The 19,994-nt window shown below is 50.9% G+C and carries 17 protein-coding genes and 1 pseudogene; 9 read left to right on the top strand and 9 right to left on the bottom strand.

The annotated features are described in order from the left end of the window. Positions 1 to 135 precede the first annotated feature (135 nt). The 9 genes from LBF86_02190 to LBF86_02150 all read right to left on the bottom strand — a co-directional run bounded on the left by LBF86_02190 (position 136) and on the right by LBF86_02150 (position 7,201). On the bottom strand, positions 136 to 591 hold the full coding sequence (locus LBF86_02190; GenBank protein MDR0664321.1) for a hypothetical protein: 456 nt from the start codon (positions 589 to 591) through the stop codon (positions 136 to 138). Beyond that, the gene (locus LBF86_02185; protein MDR0664320.1) at positions 592 to 999 is read right to left on the bottom strand and encodes a VOC family protein; all 408 of its coding nucleotides are present in this window, start codon (positions 997 to 999) and stop codon (positions 592 to 594) included. Continuing rightward, positions 996 to 2,573 (bottom strand): HAD-IIIC family phosphatase, encoded by a 1,578-nt coding sequence (locus tag LBF86_02180; protein ID MDR0664319.1) that lies wholly within the window; start codon positions 2,571 to 2,573, stop codon positions 996 to 998. Before LBF86_02180 ends, LBF86_02185 begins: the two co-directional genes overlap by 4 nt. Continuing rightward, entirely contained in the window at positions 2,570 to 2,794 is a 225-nt protein-coding gene (locus tag LBF86_02175; GenBank protein MDR0664318.1) for an acyl carrier protein, read from the bottom strand. The genes LBF86_02180 and LBF86_02175 overlap by 4 nt, the downstream gene beginning before the upstream one ends. Positions 2,795 to 2,903: 109 nt before the next feature. Next, positions 2,904 to 3,563 carry a TorF family putative porin gene (locus LBF86_02170; GenBank protein MDR0664317.1) on the bottom strand — a complete coding sequence of 220 codons (660 nt, stop codon included), beginning with the start codon at positions 3,561 to 3,563 and terminating at the stop codon, positions 2,904 to 2,906. Then, positions 3,560 to 4,717, bottom strand: coding sequence for a cation:proton antiporter (locus tag LBF86_02165; protein MDR0664316.1), 1,158 nt, complete (start codon positions 4,715 to 4,717; stop codon positions 3,560 to 3,562). The genes LBF86_02170 and LBF86_02165 overlap by 4 nt, the downstream gene beginning before the upstream one ends. After that, positions 4,717 to 5,520, bottom strand: coding sequence for a phosphatidate cytidylyltransferase (locus tag LBF86_02160; GenBank protein MDR0664315.1), 804 nt, complete (start codon positions 5,518 to 5,520; stop codon positions 4,717 to 4,719). Before LBF86_02160 ends, LBF86_02165 begins: the two co-directional genes overlap by 1 nt. Before the next feature lie 70 nt (positions 5,521 to 5,590). Further along, positions 5,591 to 5,869, bottom strand: coding sequence for a hypothetical protein (locus tag LBF86_02155; protein MDR0664314.1), 279 nt, complete (start codon positions 5,867 to 5,869; stop codon positions 5,591 to 5,593). A gap of 33 nt (positions 5,870 to 5,902) precedes the next feature. Then, on the bottom strand, positions 5,903 to 7,201 hold the full coding sequence (locus tag LBF86_02150; GenBank protein MDR0664313.1) for a hypothetical protein: 1,299 nt from the start codon (positions 7,199 to 7,201) through the stop codon (positions 5,903 to 5,905). A gap of 40 nt (positions 7,202 to 7,241) precedes the next feature. On the opposite strand from LBF86_02150, the pseudogene LBF86_02145 reads away from it, so the two are divergent. The 9 genes and pseudogenes from LBF86_02145 to LBF86_02105 all read left to right on the top strand — a co-directional run bounded on the left by LBF86_02145 (position 7,242) and on the right by LBF86_02105 (position 19,547). Further along, positions 7,242 to 7,841, top strand: a pseudogene (locus LBF86_02145) (sugar transferase). Beyond that, complete coding sequence (locus LBF86_02140; protein MDR0664312.1) at positions 7,836 to 8,453, top strand: acetyltransferase; 618 nt, start codon at positions 7,836 to 7,838, stop codon at positions 8,451 to 8,453. The pseudogene LBF86_02145 and the gene LBF86_02140 overlap by 6 nt, the downstream one beginning before the upstream one ends. A gap of 407 nt (positions 8,454 to 8,860) precedes the next feature. Then, positions 8,861 to 9,967 (top strand): DegT/DnrJ/EryC1/StrS family aminotransferase, encoded by a 1,107-nt coding sequence (locus LBF86_02135; GenBank protein MDR0664311.1) that lies wholly within the window; start codon positions 8,861 to 8,863, stop codon positions 9,965 to 9,967. 68 nt (positions 9,968 to 10,035) lie between these two features. Next, entirely contained in the window at positions 10,036 to 11,262 is a 1,227-nt protein-coding gene (locus LBF86_02130) for a GGDEF domain-containing protein (protein MDR0664310.1), read from the top strand. Between the two features lie 8 nt (positions 11,263 to 11,270). After that, on the top strand, positions 11,271 to 12,611 hold the full coding sequence (gene der / locus LBF86_02125; GenBank protein MDR0664309.1) for a ribosome biogenesis GTPase Der: 1,341 nt from the start codon (positions 11,271 to 11,273) through the stop codon (positions 12,609 to 12,611). Positions 12,612 to 12,660: 49 nt separating this feature from the next. Continuing rightward, positions 12,661 to 13,977, top strand: a complete 1,317-nt coding sequence (locus LBF86_02120; protein ID MDR0664308.1) for a PAS domain S-box protein — start codon at positions 12,661 to 12,663, stop codon at positions 13,975 to 13,977. A 70-nt stretch (positions 13,978 to 14,047) separates the two neighbouring features. After that, positions 14,048 to 15,883, top strand: a complete 1,836-nt coding sequence (locus LBF86_02115) for a diguanylate cyclase (GenBank protein ID MDR0664307.1) — start codon at positions 14,048 to 14,050, stop codon at positions 15,881 to 15,883. Next, positions 15,870 to 17,138 (top strand): serine--tRNA ligase, encoded by a 1,269-nt coding sequence (gene serS, locus LBF86_02110; protein ID MDR0664306.1) that lies wholly within the window; start codon positions 15,870 to 15,872, stop codon positions 17,136 to 17,138. Before LBF86_02115 ends, serS begins: the two co-directional genes overlap by 14 nt. Positions 17,139 to 17,141: 3 nt before the next feature. Then, positions 17,142 to 19,547, top strand: coding sequence for a hypothetical protein (locus LBF86_02105; protein MDR0664305.1), 2,406 nt, complete (start codon positions 17,142 to 17,144; stop codon positions 19,545 to 19,547). Positions 19,548 to 19,994 lie beyond the last annotated feature (447 nt).

The following is a 19,994-nucleotide window of genomic DNA, read 5'->3' as shown; positions in this document are numbered from 1 at the left end:
CGAGAGTACCCCGATCCATCCGATCGCATTATAAAACTTGTCGCGGGCGCGTTATCGCATCTTTCGATTATACTCGCCGAGCCGCAGTCGCAAAATAGCGGATATTCCGAGTGATCCTTGTCGTTTACCGTTTTGCTAAGCGTATCTCCCCGCGCATAGCAAAATGCGGTTAAGCCCCGACGCTATTAGCGAAAACGACAGATACAACCCTTGAATGTAGCCCGCGCAACCGTTGCAAATATCGATAGCGATCGCAGTTTTTGGCATATCTAGCTTGTAGTGCAAAAGATGAGCGTTCTGAGGTATATAGTAATCGGGCGTTTGCGTTACCGATACGATAGCGTCAAACGCGCCGCTTGATAAACTTGCTTCGTTTATTAAACGCTTAGCCGCGTCAAAACATAAATCGCATGTCGTAGTATCCACGTTTGCGGTGTAACGAGACCCAAAGCCAATAGTTTTTTTGAGCCTTTTTAACAAGTTTTGATCATTGTTCCAATAATACGGTTCGTCGTCAAAATTACAGAGGTTTTCTCCCAGCGTAATAGCCGCCCCTCTTACGGCGGCGCAGTTAAAATTAGCCGACGCCATTTAGCTCCCTTTTAGTTGGACTAGTTCAATAAGCGCTTGATTTCTTAGCGCGAGAAAACATATCTTTTCAAAATATGTCGCATTAACTATTGGAACAATCATAATCGCTTTTAGCGAGGAGATAATTTTGCGCGAGTCTGATTCAATATTGTCGGTTTCGTATGCGAAATGATAAAACTTAATATGATTTTTTAATATAGCGGCGAGCGGACCTCGCTCGTCTAAGTCCTCTAGTAACTCAAGAGCTGGGGCGCCGCGTCGTCCCTCTATAAAAAGCCCGCGTATTCTTTGCTCTTCGTCTATAAATGTTTCTGAAACTTTCCTGTAGCCAAGCGCCTCAAAAACGCTAAACTCTCGCTCGATACTTTTTGTGGCGACGCCAATATGATGAAATTTCAGATCGATCATTCGATAGTTATCTCTATGCCTTCAACATTGATCGCTTTGGGTATGCTATAGACAAAAGAGCCGACCTCTAGCAAGGTTTGGTCGGTTAGCGTGGCTAGATAGGCGAGCGCCGGAGCGTTGCGCTCGCCCTTTTTGTAATTAACGATAATTTCGTTTTTGGTTTTTAACCGTTTTGCCGCGAGATCAAACATAAAGGGCAACGCTATGTTTTCAATGTTCCTGCCCAAAGCCCTGCAGCTTACCGTCATTTCGTCTAGCTCCAGCGCTTCGTCTTTTTTGCTGGCGGCTAAAATAGCTATAATTCCGCTATCTGAAAGATTATCGCTCATAGCGATTGTAATGATGCAGCTCTTTGGCGATTCCATAAACGCTTTGACTTCGCTTTTGTTATATCTTTTATAGGTAAGAATAAACTGGTTTGTCTTACCAAATAGCTCGGATACTCTTGCAATCTGTTCGCGGTTATTTACGCAAAAACGCAATGTAACGCCTAGTTTTTCAAAGTATTCTTTTTGCGAGTATTCTCGCGCTAATCTAACGCGCTCTTGGTTTGCTTGCGTATCTTTTGTTCGCAACGCGTCTTCGGCTGAAATTTGCAGTTTCATAAGTCCGGGGTAAAGTTTAAGCTGCCTTAACGCGCTCTCTTCGTCCGCCGCTAGAATTGTTTTAATTCCAACGCTTTCGACGTTCTGAATTTCAGCGGGATTATCGTCGATAAAAAGCATAGCGTCTATGCCTATATTAAGCGTTTTGGCGATGTTGATTATATTTTCGCGTTTGCTATTCCAATTGATCTCGGTGGCGGCGAAATCGTCAAACGTTAATAAAAAGTCGGAACGCTTTTCAAACATTTGCCGCGCGTCGCTCTCTTCGTTTTTAGACGCGAGCGCTATAAGAAATCCGCTCTCTTTTAACCTTTTTATCTCTTTTTGGAGAGCTAGGTTTGGCGCGAGATTATCCGCGCCGTCTTCGCCCAATACGCCCTGATATAGCGTGTTATCGAGATCGCAAACAATCGCCTTTAACGGCGTTAATATGAGCGCGGGAATCAGCTTTAAGCCTAAATATCTGGCTATTTCAAGAGCGGCTTTATTCGATAAGCGCGAGCCGCTATAGCTCTCCTTAGCCAGATCATATGCCGATTCGCCCAGTTCGTTTATGATAGGCGCTATTGAGAAAACAAAGCAGTCGCTTACGTCAAATTGCGAATCGATAGGGTTTTGATCGTCGAGAACGACGATTAGGATCGGTGACGCGGTTTTTGATCTTAACATGGCGGCGCGCTCGTTTAAGAAAGCGCCTATATCGTTTGTTTTATATCTGGCTAAATCAAGATATATCAAATGCAGATCGCCGTTTGTTAGTTCGGAAAAGGTCAGCGAATCGTCGTAAGCGCTATAGAGAAACTTTGCCTCTAGTCCGGCGAAGTTAAGAAACGCGTTTAATACCGACGCTACCGCTTCAAAAGCGTGATTTCTATGAACGCTAATCGTTATGTTTTTAGCAGATTCATTTTTTGCGGCGGATAAGAGATCGAGCCGCCTTAGCTCTTTGGCGAAAACGGACGCGATCAAAGTCCAAGCTCCAAAAGTTTTTGCTCGATCTCGCTTTTTGAGGTCAGATATGGAATATCCTCGGTTGCGAAGGCGATATTAAACTCTTCTTCCACGGTCATTATAATCTCTATATGTCTTATGGAATCCCATAGCGGTTCGCTCTGCATTGAAATATCTTTATCCGCGCTAACCTCTTTGCCTAATACCGCCGATAGAATTTTGACTAGTTTTTCTTTCACTTTATTCCTTTTGTCTATTCAAACGTTCCCATATTTCTTGCGGGGTTGCCGTGCATTGTCGCGTTGTCTTTACACCCTTCAAAGTTTTTATCTCGCGAAGGCGAAACGCTTAAAACGATTGGCGGGCAAAAACGACGAAGCGGGCTTTTTCAAACTCCTTCGCGTTCGGGGCGTATATTTCGGAGCTCGCGCCTACTTTCAGCTTTCGCCAAAAGGTTTTGCCAAGCGAAACAAATAGGTCTAAGGAAGCGTCGGCTTCGCGATCGTTTGGCAGTCCGTAACCCGCGCCGAAACCAATATCGATTACCCCCCAAGCCTCGTAGAAATCGACGCTCGCCTCGATATAGCGATCGCCCTCGCGATCTCGGTTATCCGCCGCGACAATATCGTAGTAAGCCAAACGAAAACCGTCGTATCCAACCGCGAAAAGCGCCTCGATATGGTTCGCGTCGTCAATCGTGTAGTTGCGGCTAATCGCGCCCGCCTCGAACCAAATATCGCCCGCTTCGCCTAGATAACCGCCGGAAAAATCGTATTGGATCGCGTTAGCCGCCCTCTTTTTCTCGTCATAAACGTTAGAACCGAACGCGCCTAGATAAAAGCCGCTCTCAAAGCCGTAGCGAAGAGCGCCTTGCAACGCGCTTTTGCGGTTGGTTTGCGTAACGCCGCGAAATATATAATCGTTTTTGTATCCGATCATGCCGCTAAAACCCGCCGCCGCAAGCGAGTTTGCGGCGAGTAATAAGACAATCAAAAATCTACCTATCATTTTTCAACCGCCCTTTTGCCGTCCAGCCATTTTATAACGAGCATAATTAGCGCCGCCTCCGCCATACTCGCTACGATAAACGCCGCGTATTCGCTCTCGCTTAATAGCCGCGCGTTATGCCCGATCGTGGCGATCGCCACCAAAAAGGTAAGCGGCATCGACTGCGATAACCCCACCTGTAGCCGCTCGATCGCGCTAAAAGTCGGTCTAAAGGCGACAAACGAGGCGATAACGCGAATGGAGGTCATCGCCAGCAATATCAAGGCGGCTTTGCCGACTATATCTAGCTGCGTTATAAGCCGCAAATCAAGCGTTCCGCCGACATACAAAAAGAATATCGGCGTTAAAAATCCAAAGCCGAGCGAACCTAGTTTTTTCGGCAGATCGGCTTTGTGATCAAAATAGTTTGCTATAAACATTCCAGCCACGAACGCGCCCAAAACAAGCTCCAAATCCAAATAGATCGCGGCGGCTACGAGCGCGAAAAAGAGCGCGAACGCCACGCGAACGTCTTCGTCTAAACTGTCTTGATCGGGCATAATCAATTTTTTCAGTTTTGGAAACCACCAAAACAGCGCGGCTGAGATATAAAAAAACAGCCATACGCATATCAACACGAAGAGCAGCGTCGCCATAGTCTGCAAAAATGAAAAATTAAAGCCCTCAAGTTGGACGAAAGCGCTCAAAACGGTTAAAACGCAGATACTGATAAGCTCGCCTACAACGCCCAGCTTCAAGCCAAAGATCAGCCATTCGCTTCTGCCGCGCGCGTGAATCAAAACCGCGATCATACCCACCGAGATCGTAGGCAGGGCGGCGATATAGATGGGCGAAAGCCCGAATGAAAAGGCGATCGCAATCGCCAGCGCGTAGAGGATTATAAAAAACACGGAGATCCGCCGCCATAACGACTTTTTTATTGCGCCGAACTCTCTTAGCTCGACCTCCATTCCCGCTAAAAACATCAGATACAAGAAACCGACTTTCGCTATTGAATCAAAGAGCTCGCCGCCTTCGGCGAAAAAGCCGAAAAACGACGCGATCGCGCCGAGCATAATTTCGGTTACCGCCACGGGAAGACCGCTTACGCGCGACAAAAACGGCGAAATCATAATAAGCGCGGAGAGCGCCGTTAAAAGAACGATATTTTCCACTAAATCGCGGCTAACCTAAGCCCAAACAGCAAAACGACCCCCGCGAACAAATAGCCGTCTATACGATCCAGCGCGCCGCCGTGTCCGGGCAGGATTTTGCCGCTGTCTTTTACGCCGGCTTTTCGTTTCAGATAGCTTTCAAACAGATCGCCGAATATCGACGCGATCGCGCAAAGCGTCGTAATTGCGAGTATAGGCAAAAAATCGATTGAGATTAAGACGCCGCCAACCGTTTTAATTGACGCCAAAACGCCCGCGATCGTTCCAAATATCGCCGCCGCCGTAACGCCTCCGGCTACGCCCTCGATCGTTTTATTAGGGCTTGAGGGGCTAAACGGGGTTTTGCCCAGCGCTTTGCCGGCGTAATAGGCGCCTATATCGCACGCGGCGACGGTTACAAATAGCCAGACGTAGGCTCCGATTCCAAACTCCGTATAGAGCGAAAATAAAAATAGCAGCGGCGCGGCGGGATACAAAAGCGGCAGAGCGATTTTAAGATCGCGTTTTTGATCGAAAGCGACGATCGAAGCCGCGATCAGAATCGTTAAGACAATCGCCTCGATCGGGCGCGGATAGAAGATCGCCGCGATCCATACGGCTACGCACGCAAGCCACAGCTTCCAATTATTCCCGTGCCCGAAAAGCGCGATCGCCTCTTTAGACGCGGCGACAAACACAAGCGTTAAAAACGCGCCGATTGTCCATACCGAATGAAAAACGCCTACAAGCGCGACTACGGCAAGCAATATCAAGGCGGTGCGCCATCTTTTCGCGTCGTCCTTTAACCGCGCAAGCAAACTCATCGTTTCTCCTAATATCTATGTTTGGCGCGAAAACGCGTTTTCGCGGCGAAATTATACGCTCTTTTGACGCTTACGCTCTTATATCAAGCAGGCGCGTTTCAATCGTCGCCTCTTTTTCGGGTAGCGCCGCGCGTTTTTTGCGGGCGCGCTCTTTTTCCTCTTCCTCTTTCTTTTGATGCTCGCGATCGGGATTAACCTCCGCGTTGGCTTCGGCCGGTCTTGTCTCTTCGATCGTTTTGCGTTCGTCCTGCGCGAGCGTTCCGGCGATCGCGGTTTGAAAATCGACTCTGCTTTGCGCCTGTTGCTGCGCTTGCGACGCGGCGGGCGCGCTTTGGTTGGCGTATATCACGCCCGCAATGGGAGTTATCGACGTTTTAGCCTCCTATTCCAGTCGAACAGCCACGCTTTTTTGGCGCGAGTATGTTACATGCGCGCCGTATTCGACTCTCACAAATTGCCGCTTTGTATAATCGACCAAATAGTCGCCTTTTTCACTCAGCGAAAACCGCGCGCACAGCTGCGCCGCGCGTTTTATTACCTCGACGGGAAGCTCCTCTTTGGCGCTTTGGACGATCAGATGCGCGCTTGGGCGTCCCTGCAAATGCAGCCAAACGTCGCGGGCTTTAGCGCGCTTTAGTAGAAGGGCGTTGCCCTTTTCGTTGCGCCCCATCAAAGCTCTAAAACCGCCTATCATAAACTCCTCGATCGGCTCGCTCGCCTTTTCGATCGCGCCGCGCTTTTGTCTGCGCGGCAGAACGCTTTCTAATTCGCTCGCCGTTTTCGCTTCGCCGATCGCTTGCGCCAGACGATCGTAAAAAGCGGCGCGCTCCTCTAAGTTTTGGCGCTCCTGAAAAACGCCTTTGGCTTTAGCGCGAAGCCTTTTTGCGCGTGAAAATTTGCGCTCCGCCTCCCTTTGCGGCGTTTCAAGCCGCTCTAACGCGACTATCCGCGACACGCCGCCAAAATCGTCTAGCGCCGCGCGATCGCTATAGGGCGCAATCTTGCCAAGATTAGCCAAGATCAGCTTTCCTTCCTCGTTAAGCAAATTTGCTTCCGCTTCCAAAACTCGCGGCGAGCATAGATCGCCTAAGAGCCGTTTAATTTTATCCGATTTTTCGCCCAAAGCGGCGATCGCGGCGGTTTTTTTGCGTTTAAGCTCGTCAAAATCCTGCGCTTCAAGCCGCGTTCTCATAACCAAGCGAACGTCGTCGATCGTTTCGGTTTTAGGCTGAAACGGCGGTTTTCGCGGCGGCTCGTAGCCAATCTGAAGCCGCGTCGTTCTACGAAGGCTCTCCAAAATAACGCCGCCAACGTCTAGCAAAAGCGCGTTTGAGCGACGCGGGACAAACTCCAAAACAAGCGTCGTTTCGACCGCTTTCCAGCCGTCGCTTTTGGTAAGCTCCAAACGCAAGATTTTATCGCTTGGATCAAGGCGAACGCTTTTGATCGCGCTTTGATTTACGCGGTTTAAGAGCATGCGATCAAAGGGCGCGGAGAACTCCTTGCTTAAACCGCCGTTCTTAAGCGGCGATAAGATTGGCTCTCGCGCCGCGAAATCGGCGACCCACAGCTCGTCGTCAAAACGGAGCGAAAGCCTATTCTCGGCGATTCTGGCGCACTTTGCCAAGTTTCTTTTTTCGCCGAAAATTTTCGCTATTGCGTTGAGTTCGCTATACTTCATAATCTTTTCATTCAGCGTTTATCGGGAGTGATTTTACCAAATGCTTTACCGCCGCCTCATTAAACCGCTATTTGATCGTCTCGCCGCGCTAATTTTGCTGATTGTTTTTTCTCCCGTTATCGCGCTTACGGCGTTAATCGTCCGCTTTAAGCTCGGAAGCCCCGCGTTGTTTAAGCAGGTTAGACCTGGTTTAGGCGCAAAACCATTTACGATCTATAAGTTTAGAACGATGAACGATCGGCGCGATCAGGCGGGCGAATTGTTAAGCGACGAGGAGCGGCTGACGAGGTTCGGGCGCGTTTTGCGATCGCTTAGCTTAGACGAATTGCCGCAACTATTTAACGTGTTGCGCGGGGATATGAGTTTTATAGGACCGCGCCCGCTCTTGATAGAGTATCTGCCGCGCTACAACGCTTTTCAAGCCGAGCGCCACGGGGTCAGACCCGGCATAACGGGGCTGGCGCAGATAAACGGGCGCAACGCGCAAAGTTGGCAAAAACGCTTTGAATACGACGTTTTTTACGCGCGAAATCTAAGTTTTTGGCTTGATCTTAAGATCGCGGCTCTGACGGCTTTCAGGGTCTTAAAACGAGAGGGCGTAAGCGATAAAAACGTCGCGACGAAAGAGCCGTTTTTGGGCGAGGGCGATCGCGTTTTTATCTACGGCGGCGGCGGGCACGGGCGCGTGGCGGCGGATACGGCGAGACGAATTGGGCTTAGGATCGAGGGCTTTATCGACGACGACCCGTCGAAAGGCGTAAGCCGCGAGACGTTTTTGCAAAAGGCGCGAATCGAGCGTTTCAGCGCGGCGCTTGGCGTCGGCGATAACAGAGCGCGCCAAGCGATCGCGGGATTTTTGCAAAAAGAGGGCGCGAAAATTATCGCTCTAATCGATCCCTCCGCAATAATAAGCCCGTCGGCGCATATCGGCGAAGGCGCGGTTGTTTTTCCAAACGCCGTAATCAACGATCGCGCGCGGATAGAGGAGGGCGCGATTGTTAATTCAGGCGCGATCGTAGAACACGATTGCGTCGTCGGCGCATACGCGCATATCGCGCCTAACGCGGCGCTCGCGGGCGGCGCTAAGGTCGGAGCGTTAGCGCATATAGGGATAGGCGCTTCGCTGACGCAAAACGCGATCGTCGGCGAATCGGCGGTTATCGGCGCGGGCGCGGTCGTGTCGGGCGAGATCGCGCCGTTCGCTACGGCGGTTGGCGTTCCCGCTCGCGAGATCGCCAAAACCCCGTTTTAACGTATTATGAAAATAGCGTCCGATCGCTTTTTTTTCGGACATTTTTCTTTAAACTTCGACTGGATAATTAGCTATAAACAGCTCTCGTCCGTTTTGATCGGAGTTTTCCGTTATATTGCGCATTCCGTAAGCAATGTCGCGCATAGCGACAAATGAAACGGTTTTTATTGTATCCGACGCGCTTTGACAAAACGCTCGCGATAAAAAATCGCGCTTGGCGATAGGCGCGTTATCTAACGACCGCGCGTTTATTCCGCTATAGGCAAATTCGCGCTAGGCTAGGGCGAGATCGCCTCTAGCCAAGGGCAAACGACGCTTCGCGTCGGTTTCGTCCTTGCATTTGCGCGAGCCGTTAGCGATTTGGGCGTTTATTGTATGCTATCGATAATTTATTTTGGCGCGGGGTTATGGCAAATAAACGGATTTTCTTGTCGCCGCCTCATATGGGCGGGGACGAGCTTAATTTTATACGCGAGGCGTTTGACAAAAATTACGTCGCGCCGCTAGGCGAAAACGTAACGGGTTTCGAGAAGGACCTCAAGACTTTTACGGGGGCGAAATACGCGCTAGGCGTTTCAAGCGGCACGGCGGCGCTGCATCTAGCTTTGCGCGTTTTGGGCGTCGGCGCGGGCGATTTAGTAGCCGTCAGCGATTTTACCTTTATCGGTTCGGTTTCGCCAATTATCTTTCAAAACGCCGAGCCTATCTTTATCGACGGCGAAGAAAAGAGCTGGAATCTCGATCCAAATTTGCTAGAGGAGCTTTGCAAAAAGCGCGCGCCTAAGGCGCTTGTCCTCGTTCATCTATACGGGCAGTCGGCGGATATGGACGCGATTTGCGAGATATGCGAACGCTACGGCGTGACGTTGATCGAGGACGCCGCCGAGGCGTTAGGCGCAAGTTGGCGCGGCGCGTATTGCGGCGCGATCGCGCGCTTTGGCGTCTATTCGTTTAACGGCAACAAGATTATTACCACAAGCGGCGGCGGCGCGTTGGTCGCGAGCGAGGAGGCGCCGATCAAAAAGGCGCTATTTTTCGCTACGCAGGCGAGGGAAAACGCGCCGCATTACGAACATCGCGAGATCGGTTATAACTATCGAATGAGCAATATCGTCGCCGGAATAGGGCGGGGACAGATGCGAGTGTTAGCCGATCGAGTTAAAAGAAAACGCGAAATCTTTGAGTTTTATCGCCGCGCGCTAAGCGATCTGCCGATTGAGTTTATGCCGGAGTTGGCTCCCGCGCGAGGCAATCGCTGGCTTTCTACGATTACGATCGAGGATAAAGACGTTACGCCCGAACGATTAAGGCTGGCGCTTGAAAAAGAGAATATAGAATCGCGTCCGCTGTGGAAGCCTATGCATCTTCAACCGGTTTTCAAAGAGGCGCGAAAACTCCTGAACGGCGTAAGTCAAAAGCTCTTTGATAAAGGCTTGTGCTTGCCAAGCGGGACGGCAATGAGCGAGGATGATCTAGCGCTTATAGCGGCGACGATCAGACGGGCGTTTAGTTAGCCGATCGCCCCTTCCGCGACGGATTTTGTATTTCGGCTGTTATAATCGCAACCACAAAAAGGGTTGGCTTGGGCGCGTTCGATCATATCGGTTTTGTTTTATTTTCGTTAGCCGTTCTTGCGGCGGCGGCTCTTAGCGTATGGTTTTCCGACCATTTGCCGATCGATACGTTTTTGGCGTTCGCGCACTTCTTTTTCTTCGCGTCGATCGCGTTGTCTATATGGTTTGGGCGATTAAGCCTGTTTTACGCGCTAATTCCGATCTGGGTTATCGTCGCGGCGCTAACGAATAGTTTTGGCTTAGCGGATCGCCTTGAGCCGAAGTCGATCGACCTGTTGCGGCTTGCCGCGTGGTATATCGCGCCGCTTAATTTCGCCGTTTTCGCGTGGCTGGAGGAGCGCTCTTTTTTTTCTTTTCGTTCGTTTACGAGAGCGCTGGCGGTTGCTTTAGAGCTGGGCATTATCGCTCTGATCGCGTTTGGCAAATACGCGCCGGAGGCTCTTTGCGCTCTCTCTACGCCCCTATTTAGCCCGCCGCAAGCGTTGGAAAACGTTCCGCAAATCGCGCTAATTTTTTGCGCCGCCGCCGTTTTGTCGCTGATCGCGAAGATATGCGTAGAGCGGCAGAATACGCTCGACGTAGCGATGTTTTTTGCTTTTATAGGCGTTATCGTTTCGCTTTTTTTATGTCCTAATCGCGCCGCGCAAACCGTCTTTTTTCTAGCTCTCGCCCTAATTATCGCCACAGGTTTCGCGCGGTTTGCCTATAGATTGGCGTATTACGACGAGTTGACCGGACTTTTGGGGCGGCGCGCGCTTTTTGAGACGCTACGCAAACTTTCGGGGCGTTACGCCGTAGCGATGATCGACATAGATCATTTCAAGCTATTTAACGACGAGTATGGACACGACACGGGCGATCAGGCGCTAAAGATGGTCGCGGCGAAACTTGCGTTGACGCGCGGCGGAGCGAAAACCTACCGCTACGGCGGCGAAGAGTTCGCGATCGTATTTAACGGCAAAAACAAAAAAGAAGCCGCCCCATATTTGGAAGAAACGCGCGCGATGGTGGAAGAGGCGCGTTTTATCAAACGATCGCCTAAGCGACCCAAAGCGAAACTGAAAGACTATCGCAAGGTTCGCGGCAAAAACGGCGACGGCGAGCATATCGTCGTAACCGTGAGCGTCGGCGCGTCCGACAGCGAAAACGCGCTAACGCCCCTCGACGTTATTAAGTCGGCGGACAAGGCGCTTTACAGGGCTAAAGAGCAGGGGCGCAACCGCGTCGTCATGTAGGGAAAAAGATGTTTAGAGTAGCCATTATTGGTCGTCCGAACGCGGGAAAAAGCGCGTTGTTTAACCGTCTAATCAAAAGCCGAGAGGCGATCGAAAGCGACGCGGCTGGAACGACGAGGGATATAAAGATCGCCCGCGCCGTTATCGGCGGGTTTGAAGTTGAGATTATGGATACGGGCGGGCTGGAAGATCGCGGCGAAATCTTTGCGCTCGTTCGCAAAAAGGCGCTCGAGGCGGCAAAAAACGCCGATCTAATCCTCTTTTTGGTTGACGGGCAACTACCGCCAAGCGACGAGGATAGGCGACTTTTTTACGAATCGCAGAAGCTAAACCCTTCAATCGTCCTTGTATTAAATAAGATAGATAACGACGCGCTTGAAAGCCGTAGATACGAGTATATGAGTTTTGGGGCTAAAGAGCTATATACAATCTCCTGTTCGCACAAGCGGGGATTTGACGAGCTTGGAAGGCGCGCGGGAGAGATTATCCGCGCTTGCGGCAAGGCGATCGCCGCTTCGGTAGGCGACGGCGCGCTCGCGCTAGGAGGCGAAGCGATCAGAGCGGCGATTATCGGTCGCCCCAACGTAGGCAAAAGCGCGCTGTTAAACGCGCTTGTCGGCTTTGATCGCTCGGTAGTAAGCCGCGTCGCGGGGACGACGGTCGATCCAGTGGACGAGAGAATAACGATTGGCGATCGAGAGATTGTTTTTGTCGATACCGCCGGCGTTCGCAAGCGAAGCAGGATAGAGGGTATAGAGAGATTTGCCTTCGATCGCACCGAAAAGGCGCTCGCCGTCGCCGACGTGGCGCTTATAACGCTCGATGCGAGCGAAGAGTTTTCCGAGCTTGACGAGCGGATAGCGGGGCTGGCGGACAAGCACAAGACGGCGGCGATCCTTGTGCTGAACAAATACGATATTGCGCGCGCGGAGTATAAAATCCTAGAAAAAGAGGTTCGCGATCGCTTTGTTTTTCTAAGCTACGCGCCGATTATTACGTTAAGCGCGCTCTCTAAAAAGCGCGTGAATAAACTAGGCGATCTGATTATAAACGTCCATGAAAACTACTCGCGCCGCGTTCCAACGGCGCGGCTCAACGAGATTATCAACGAGGCGCTTAGCAGGCACCCGCTTCCAAGCGATCGCGGCAAAACGGTAAAAATCTACTACGCCGCGCAGCATGAAGTTAAACCGCCTAAAATCGCTCTGATCTCCAACCGCCCGCGGTCAATCCATTTTAGCTACTTGCGGTATTTAACAAATAAATTAAGGCAAAACGCTAATTTTGAAGGCTCTCCTATCATAATTGAGACAAAATCTAAGCGAAAAGAGGCGCGTTTAAAGCAGTAAAATAGTAGTATTACAGCAACACTATACTTTCTGGGGGAAGGTTGCCAAGATGAAACAAATAGGCTTTTTCGGAAAGATCCGTAATCGCTTTATCCTATCGTTCTCGGTCATAGTCGTTATTTTAACGACCGTCATTATCGGGCTTTTGTGGCTTGACTACAGAAGCATGACAAACAAAGCCGCGCAAGAGTCGATGACCCGTCTTAGCGATTCGATATTCCAGACGCTGTTTGTCTCGATGAACTTCGGGGGAAGCGAGCAGGTGCATAAAGCGCTTGAAGACGCGAAAAATAAAAACATCGTCGATCAGCTCGATCTGCACGTCTCAAAAGAGATCATTGAAATCTTCCGTCCAACCGATCGCTTTAACCCGCCGCCAGAAATAGCCAGCGTGTTTGAATCGGGCGCGGACGTTTTCCAGCAAGTCGAAAACGCGGGAACGGTTAAACGCGGCGCGCGCTACATCAAGCCTTTTGTGGCTGAAAACGAGTGCGTGCAGTGTCATGTGAACATCAAGATTGGCGACGTGCTGGGCGTTATGGACCTGACGCTCTCGCAAGATCAATACGATCAAATATCTAGAGAGTCGATTCAAAAAGTAGTGTTGGTGATACTAGGTTTGATCGTGGTTTGCGGTATTATTATGAACTTCGTTTCCACCAATCTGATATTCTCGCCGCTTTACGAGTTGCGCGACGCGGTTAAGAGACTCGCTTCCACCGCGGGCGACCCCGACGTTAGATTGCAAGAGCGCGGTTATAACGAGTTTGGCGAAGTCTCTCACCACTTCAACCGCTTTATAGACAAAGTGTATGTGATTAATCGCCGTCTGGCTACCGAGCAGAAGAAAACGCAAAAACTGCTGGAAGAACGCGAAATCGAGTTCCAACGCCGCGTGGAAGAGGTTCGCAAGTCCGATCGCGAGCAACGCCGCTACGTGGAAATTGTGGATAGCAACGTGATCATCTCCCGCACCGATCTTAACGGCGTGATTAACTCCGTCAGCGAAGCGTTCTGCCGCATCTCCGGCTACGCCAAAGACGAGCTGATCAATATGCCGCACAATATCGTGCGCCACCCGACCACTCCGGATCAGACGTTTGCCGAGCTATGGCATACGATCAAAGCCGGCGCGGTTTGGCAAGGCGAGATCAAAAACCGCAGAAAAGACGGCGCGGCTTATTGGGTGCGCATAGTTATTTCGCCGCTCTTTGACGACGATAACGAAATGAAGGGCTATGTGGCGGTTTGCTTGGATATTACCGCTCAAAAAGAGCTTGAAGCTTTGATGGTTAAGCCTACGGACCAAGACACGGAAGCTACTACCGCTACGACGACGGCTAAAAAAACATTTCGTTTTGAGTAATTTGCCCGTCGCCTACGGCAAGCCTCTCTGAAAAGGGGCTTGCCAAGTGTCTTTTGCGCAGAGGATTTAGATGGTTCGGACAGGTAAGCGCGGCGTTAGAAAAGAAGACCTGCGTTTTCTTTACAAACTCCGAACGCGGTTTGTTATTTTGGGTCTCGTCGTCGTCGCTATGGTAACGATCGTCGTCCTCGCCGTATTAAGAGAGGATTATCGCGACATTATCGATCAGTCGGCGAAAACCTCCATCGAGCGTTTAAGCCGATCTATCTTTCAAACCCTATTTGCCGTTATGAGCGCAGGCGGCTCTTCGCAACAGGTGCTTAAAACCCTAGAGTTAGCCAAAAACGAACGCTATGTGGATAAACTTGAGCTGTTTGTTTCGCCTTCGGCGGCGATCGATTCGCCGCGATCAAGCCTTGCGAGTTTCCCCGAAGAGATTAGGGAGGCTATCGCTACGGGAGTCGATAGGGATATTATCTTTAAAGATTACGACAGAAAGATTCGCCATCTTAAACCGTTCAAAGCCGACGAAACTTGTATAACCTGCCATATCAACGCAAAAGCCGGCTCGGTGCTTGGCGTAATGGACCTCACCTTTTCGCTCGCGGAATACGACAAAACCTCTTCGGCTTCGATCGAGTATATCGCGTTGGTTATCTTTGCCTTAACGTTTTCGGCGAGTCTGTTTTTCTTTGCTTTTTCCACCAAGTTAATCTTCGCTCCGATCGCCGAGCTTGAAAACGCTACCGAGCGTCTTGCGAAAAACGCCGGCGATCCGGACGTGCGGCTTGGCGAGTGGGGTAAAAACGAGTTTGGCGTTATCGCCGATCACTTCAACCGTTTTATCGAGGCGGTTTACGAAATAAACCGCAAATTAGAACGCGAAGAAGCTAAGATGAAACGGTTTTTAGAAGAACGCGAAGAGGAGATTAAGCGGCGCACGGCGCAAGTTCACGAGCTTAACCGAGAGCTAAACCACTATTTAGACATAGTAGATGAAAACGTAATTACTTCGCGAACCGATACGCAGGGCGTTATCACTTACGTTTCCGCGGCGTTTTGCCGCGTGTCGGGATTTACCAAAGAGGAGCTGTTGGGACAACCGCATAATATCGTGCGCCACCCCGACACGCCAAGAGAGTTGTTTGCCGATCTGTGGGGAACGATCAAACAGGACTTGACTTGGAGCGGGGAGCTGAAAAACCGCAAAAAAGACGGCGGCTTCTTCTGGGTTCAGACTACGGTTCTGCCGATTTTTTCCGAAACGAGCGTCGTCAAGGGGTATATGGCGATCAGACACGACATAACCCTGCAAAAAGAGCTGGCGGAAACGCTACAAAAATTGAACGAAGCGACGAAACAATCGCACACGGACGCGCTGACGGGCATAATGAACCGCTTGCGCATTAACGAGTTGCTTCAAATGGAGATCGATCGTTTGGAAAGATACGACGAGAGTTTAAGCGTCGCGCTGTTAGACATCGATCATTTCAAAGCCGTAAACGACACATATGGGCATCTCGTGGGCGATCAGACGCTTAAAACCCTCTCGAACATTCTCGTCGCCAAAACCCGTAAAACCGACTTAGCGGCGCGCTGGGGCGGCGAAGAGTTTCTAGTAGTGCTGATAAATACTTCCGAAGAGTGGGCGGCGAGGAAGATGGAGCAGTTGCGACTCGCCGTCGAAACGCACGAATACGGCGACGCGCCTAAAATAACCGTAAGCGTCGGCGTTTCCTCTTATAAGCGCGGCGATACTATGGAGACCTTGATCGGGCGCGCGGACGTGGCTTTGTATCTCGCCAAAGCCGGCGGCAGAAATCGCGTGGAGGTCGCTTCAAACGACAAAAGCAAAACAATCAAAGCAGATTTGGCTGGGGAGTCGAAATCAAATGATCGATCTTAAAGAATTAGAACGCGATTACAAGGCTTTTTGCGAGCGGATCAGGCGCAAAAAGGTAGATGAAACGCTGTTGGAATCGCTTAAAATTAAGGCGAGCGAAGCCAAACGTTTAAGAAGGGAACTTGAGGAGAAACAGGCGTTGCATAACCGCCTAAGCAAAATGTTCGGCGCTCTTATAAAAAACGGCGAGGACGCTTCCGAGCTTAACGCGCAAGTCGTCGAAAACAAAGGCGTGATCGCGGCGCTGACCAATCTGTTGCGTTCGGCTGAAAACGAGCTTGAAATAGAGGCGCTTAACTTTCCAAATCCGCCCGACGCGGACGTTCCCGACGGAACAAACGAGGACGATAACGTAGAGATTAAACGAACGCTTACGCCGCGCGTTTTTGACTTCGAGCCAAAGGCGCACTACGAGCTTGGCGTAGAGCGCGGCTGGCTGGATTTTGAGCGCGCCGCCAAGATCGCTAGCGGGCGCTTTACCGTTATGCGGGGATTCGCCGCGAAGCTAGAGCGCGCGCTGATCGCCTATATGATCGACTTTAACGAATCGCGCGGTTTCAAAGAGGCGTGGCTGCCGGTTTTGGTTAATCGCAGGACGCTTACCGGCACGGCGCAACTGCCGAAATTTGAAGCCGATCTATATCTTGCCGAAACGGGCGAATTAAGCGAAAACGATCTCTTTCTAACGCCGACGGCGGAGGCGCCGCTTGTCAATCTATTCTACGACGAGATTATTCCCGAAGAGGAGTTGCCGATCAAATTGACGGCGCATACGCTCTGTTTTCGCAAAGAGGCGGGCAGCGCGGGCAAAGACACGCGCGGAATGATGCGCCAACACCAGTTTGACAAGGTGGAGCTTGTGGCGCTTACCCGCCCCGAAGATAGCGACAGGATTTTTGAGGAGATGATCGCCTGCGCGAGCGATCTACTGGTAAGTTTGGAGTTGCCGCACCGCAGCGTGGCGCTATGCGCGGGCGATACGGGCTTTAGCGCCGCGAAAACGATCGATTTGGAGGTATGGATTCCAAGCGAGGGCAGATACCGCGAAATAAGCTCCATCAGCAACACGCGCGACTTTCAACCGCGCCGCACAAAGATTCGCTACAAAAGCGGCAAATCCAATAGGCTTGTCCATGCCCTAAACGGTTCTAGTTTAGCCGTAGGGCGGACGCTGATTGCGATTTTGGAAAACTGTCAGCGGGCAAACGGCGAAATCGATCTCCCAAAAGCGTTGGCGCCGTATCTAAAACAAAGCTAAAACATGGCGGAAAATACGCGACCGGAAGCGGACGAAAACGCCGAAGTTTATGTTCTTAAACCGGCGGACGACGCCGATAGATCGGACGAAAACGCCGAAAAACCGTCGTCGCCCGCGCCGCTAAAATCTCCTTTAAGCGAAAAGTTTAACCGCGCGCTAACCAAAATCGAAACGGAGGCGAAAAAGCCGATTGTATGGGGAAGCGCGCTGATTTTGGCGATGCTGATCCTTTTTGGCGTTTTGGCGCTGGCGTTTGGCGTTTCTGACGAAACCGTTTATCAGCCAAGAGCGTTTACGGCGAGCGAGGCTATCCTAGCGTCCAGAGACGATCGCGAGCTGATCGCTATCAACAATAGAACCGCTACGATCGAGGGAATGCTGACCAAAGCGGCTATGCTTTACGAGGAGGGTTCGCTTTCGGAGGCTCTTGATATATACGAGCGGATTTCAATTTTCAGCGAGTCGCTTTCGCTATATAATCTAGGCGTGGCGCGCATGAAAAAGGACGATTGGCGCGGCGCGATCGAAGTGTTTGATCCGTATATCGCGGCTTCCTCGCATAAAACGCCGGCGGCTATCAACGCCGCCGTTTGCGCGCTCAAACTTGGCGACGAGCCGTTGTTTCGGCGCTATACGGCGATCGCCAAAGAGAGCCTGAAAAACGAATCCGCCGCGCCGCTTTACGGCTATTATTACGCGTTGATAAACTACTACGACAATCGCCCGTTTGACGCGCTGATCGGCGCGGCTTCGCCTTCGGTCGATTACTTGGGCGAAGAGCAAAATTTGATTTTAGCTAAGATGAGACTGATGTTCAGCGACGCTTCAGGCTCGATCGAGGCGCTAGAGCGCGCAAACAAAACGGAAAATCTGCCTACGCTAGGATTGTTATACGCGCGTATCGGCGAGTGGTCGCTCGCCGAAGACAGGTTGCAAAAAGCGATAAACGCCAACGTAGAGCAAAACAAATCCCGCTCCGCGCTCGTTTTGGTTCATCTCAAAAACGGCTTTTTCAAAGAGGCTTCGTCTTTGATCGACGAGACGCTAAAGCTCGAACAAAACCCGTTTTATTACCCGATTAAAGTAAAGTTAAAGGATCGTCTGTTTGATATAGTCGAAGCGCAAAATTACTTTTCCGGACGGCTATTGGTCGATAATAGAGTTTTTTTGCAGGCGCTATTTACCTACGCGCCCTATATGATGGTCGATCCGGACAAGAGCGTCGCGCAGGTGCGCAAGGGGCAGATCGCCCTAAGCGGCGGCGAGATCGAAGAGGCGACGGCTTTGTTGGAGCAGAGCCGCGTATTTGCGGGCGCGGGCGTAAGAATGAGCGCGGCGATCAAATTGGCGATCAACAACCGTCTTATTTTGGCTAATCAGGCTTTGGCGCGAGCCGAAAGCGAATTTAAAAACAGCGACGCGCTAGAGTATAACCTAGCGCTCTCTTACGCGCAACTCGGTCGCCTCCCCGAAGCCTATTTGCATTTTCGCAGGGCTTATTATCTCAATCCGAAAAATATAGAAGCCGGCGTTTATTCCGTCGTTTTGTCCTCTTTTACCGAAGCCGACGAAAGTCGTTTGATCGGCGAGCTTACGGCGGCGCTTACCGATCGCGACGACGAGCAGAGCGCTTTTTGGCGCGCGCTGTTAAGTTTTCACGACGGAAACTTTCAGGCGACGGCGCGATGGTTGGAAACGCAAAAGAAAGAGGTTTTGGCGCAGTATATTCTTTTGGATATATTCTCCGCCGATCAGACAAACCGCCTCGACGCGCTCAAGGAAGCGACTAGCAAGCTCGCGAAGCTATATCCAAACGATCTGTTATCGGGCATACTTGAGCTATACGCCGATAATAAGGGCAAGCCTATACGCCAATTCGCCTTCGAGGCGCAAAGGTTTATGTCTAGGCGCGATTTTAATTTCGATTCGCTCTACTATGGCGCGCCGATCGCGCGCGATCTATACGTTAAGCTCGGTCTAATAACGGGCAATCTTGAAGAGGTGCGCGAACTGTTGCAGCGGAGGCTGGCGATCGAGAAAAACGAGCCTAGAACGCTTATGCAGGCTCTAATAGCGACCAATATCTATCTTCAGAATTTCGAGGAGGCTTACGCGCTTAGCAACGCGTTGATAGACGAACTGGGCGTTAAAGACGTTGATACGCTGCTCTACGGCGCCGTCGCTTCGATCGGCGCGGGGCATAAAGAGAACGCGATCGCGCTTTTGCAAATCGCCAAAAACGCCGATCCCAAAAATCAAGAGGTTCGCTATGCTCTAGGGCTTTTGTATCAGGAAGTGGGCAACGCGAAGGGCGCCTCTTTGGAGTATTTTCAGATCGGCGCTAATCGCTACGAAAGCCAATTCTTTGATTTTGAAATTCGCCGCGCGGACGATCCGGAGCGCTACTAGCTCTTTACTCTTAGGCGCTTGCTGCCGCCGCGTCCGTCAAAACGCCATAATGGCGGCAATCGATCGTTATAAAAAATCCATAGCGTATTTATTGCCGCGCTAGGCGACGAAACGCGATATTGTGCGGCGCCGGTTCGATCGCTGGACGGTTCTTTGAGAAATACGCTAGAAAAATTAGCCGCGAATGTAGGGCGACGCAAAGAAAGCGATTTTCGCGCCGTATAAAAAGGCGACTAGCCGTTCAAGCGTTTATGAGTTTATCGTTTTTGGCTAAACGCCTTTTCGGGCAAAACATGATTTTCTCAATTAAATAGCCGTCAAACCTGTCGTCGCGAGTTATCAACACAGCTAGGAACGCTCGGCGTTCTTTAGCGCTTAAAGGCGTTAAATGTCGTATAACAAAATAGGTTCTGAAATAGCGTCGGAAAAGCCCGTAAAATTGCGCGA

The sequence above is a fragment of the Helicobacteraceae bacterium genome, from assembly GCA_031258155.1.
Classification (GTDB): domain Bacteria; phylum Campylobacterota; class Campylobacteria; order Campylobacterales; family SZUA-545; genus JAIRNH01.
Note: the sequence above shows the minus strand (reverse complement) of the source record. Positions and strands in the feature narration are given on the sequence as shown.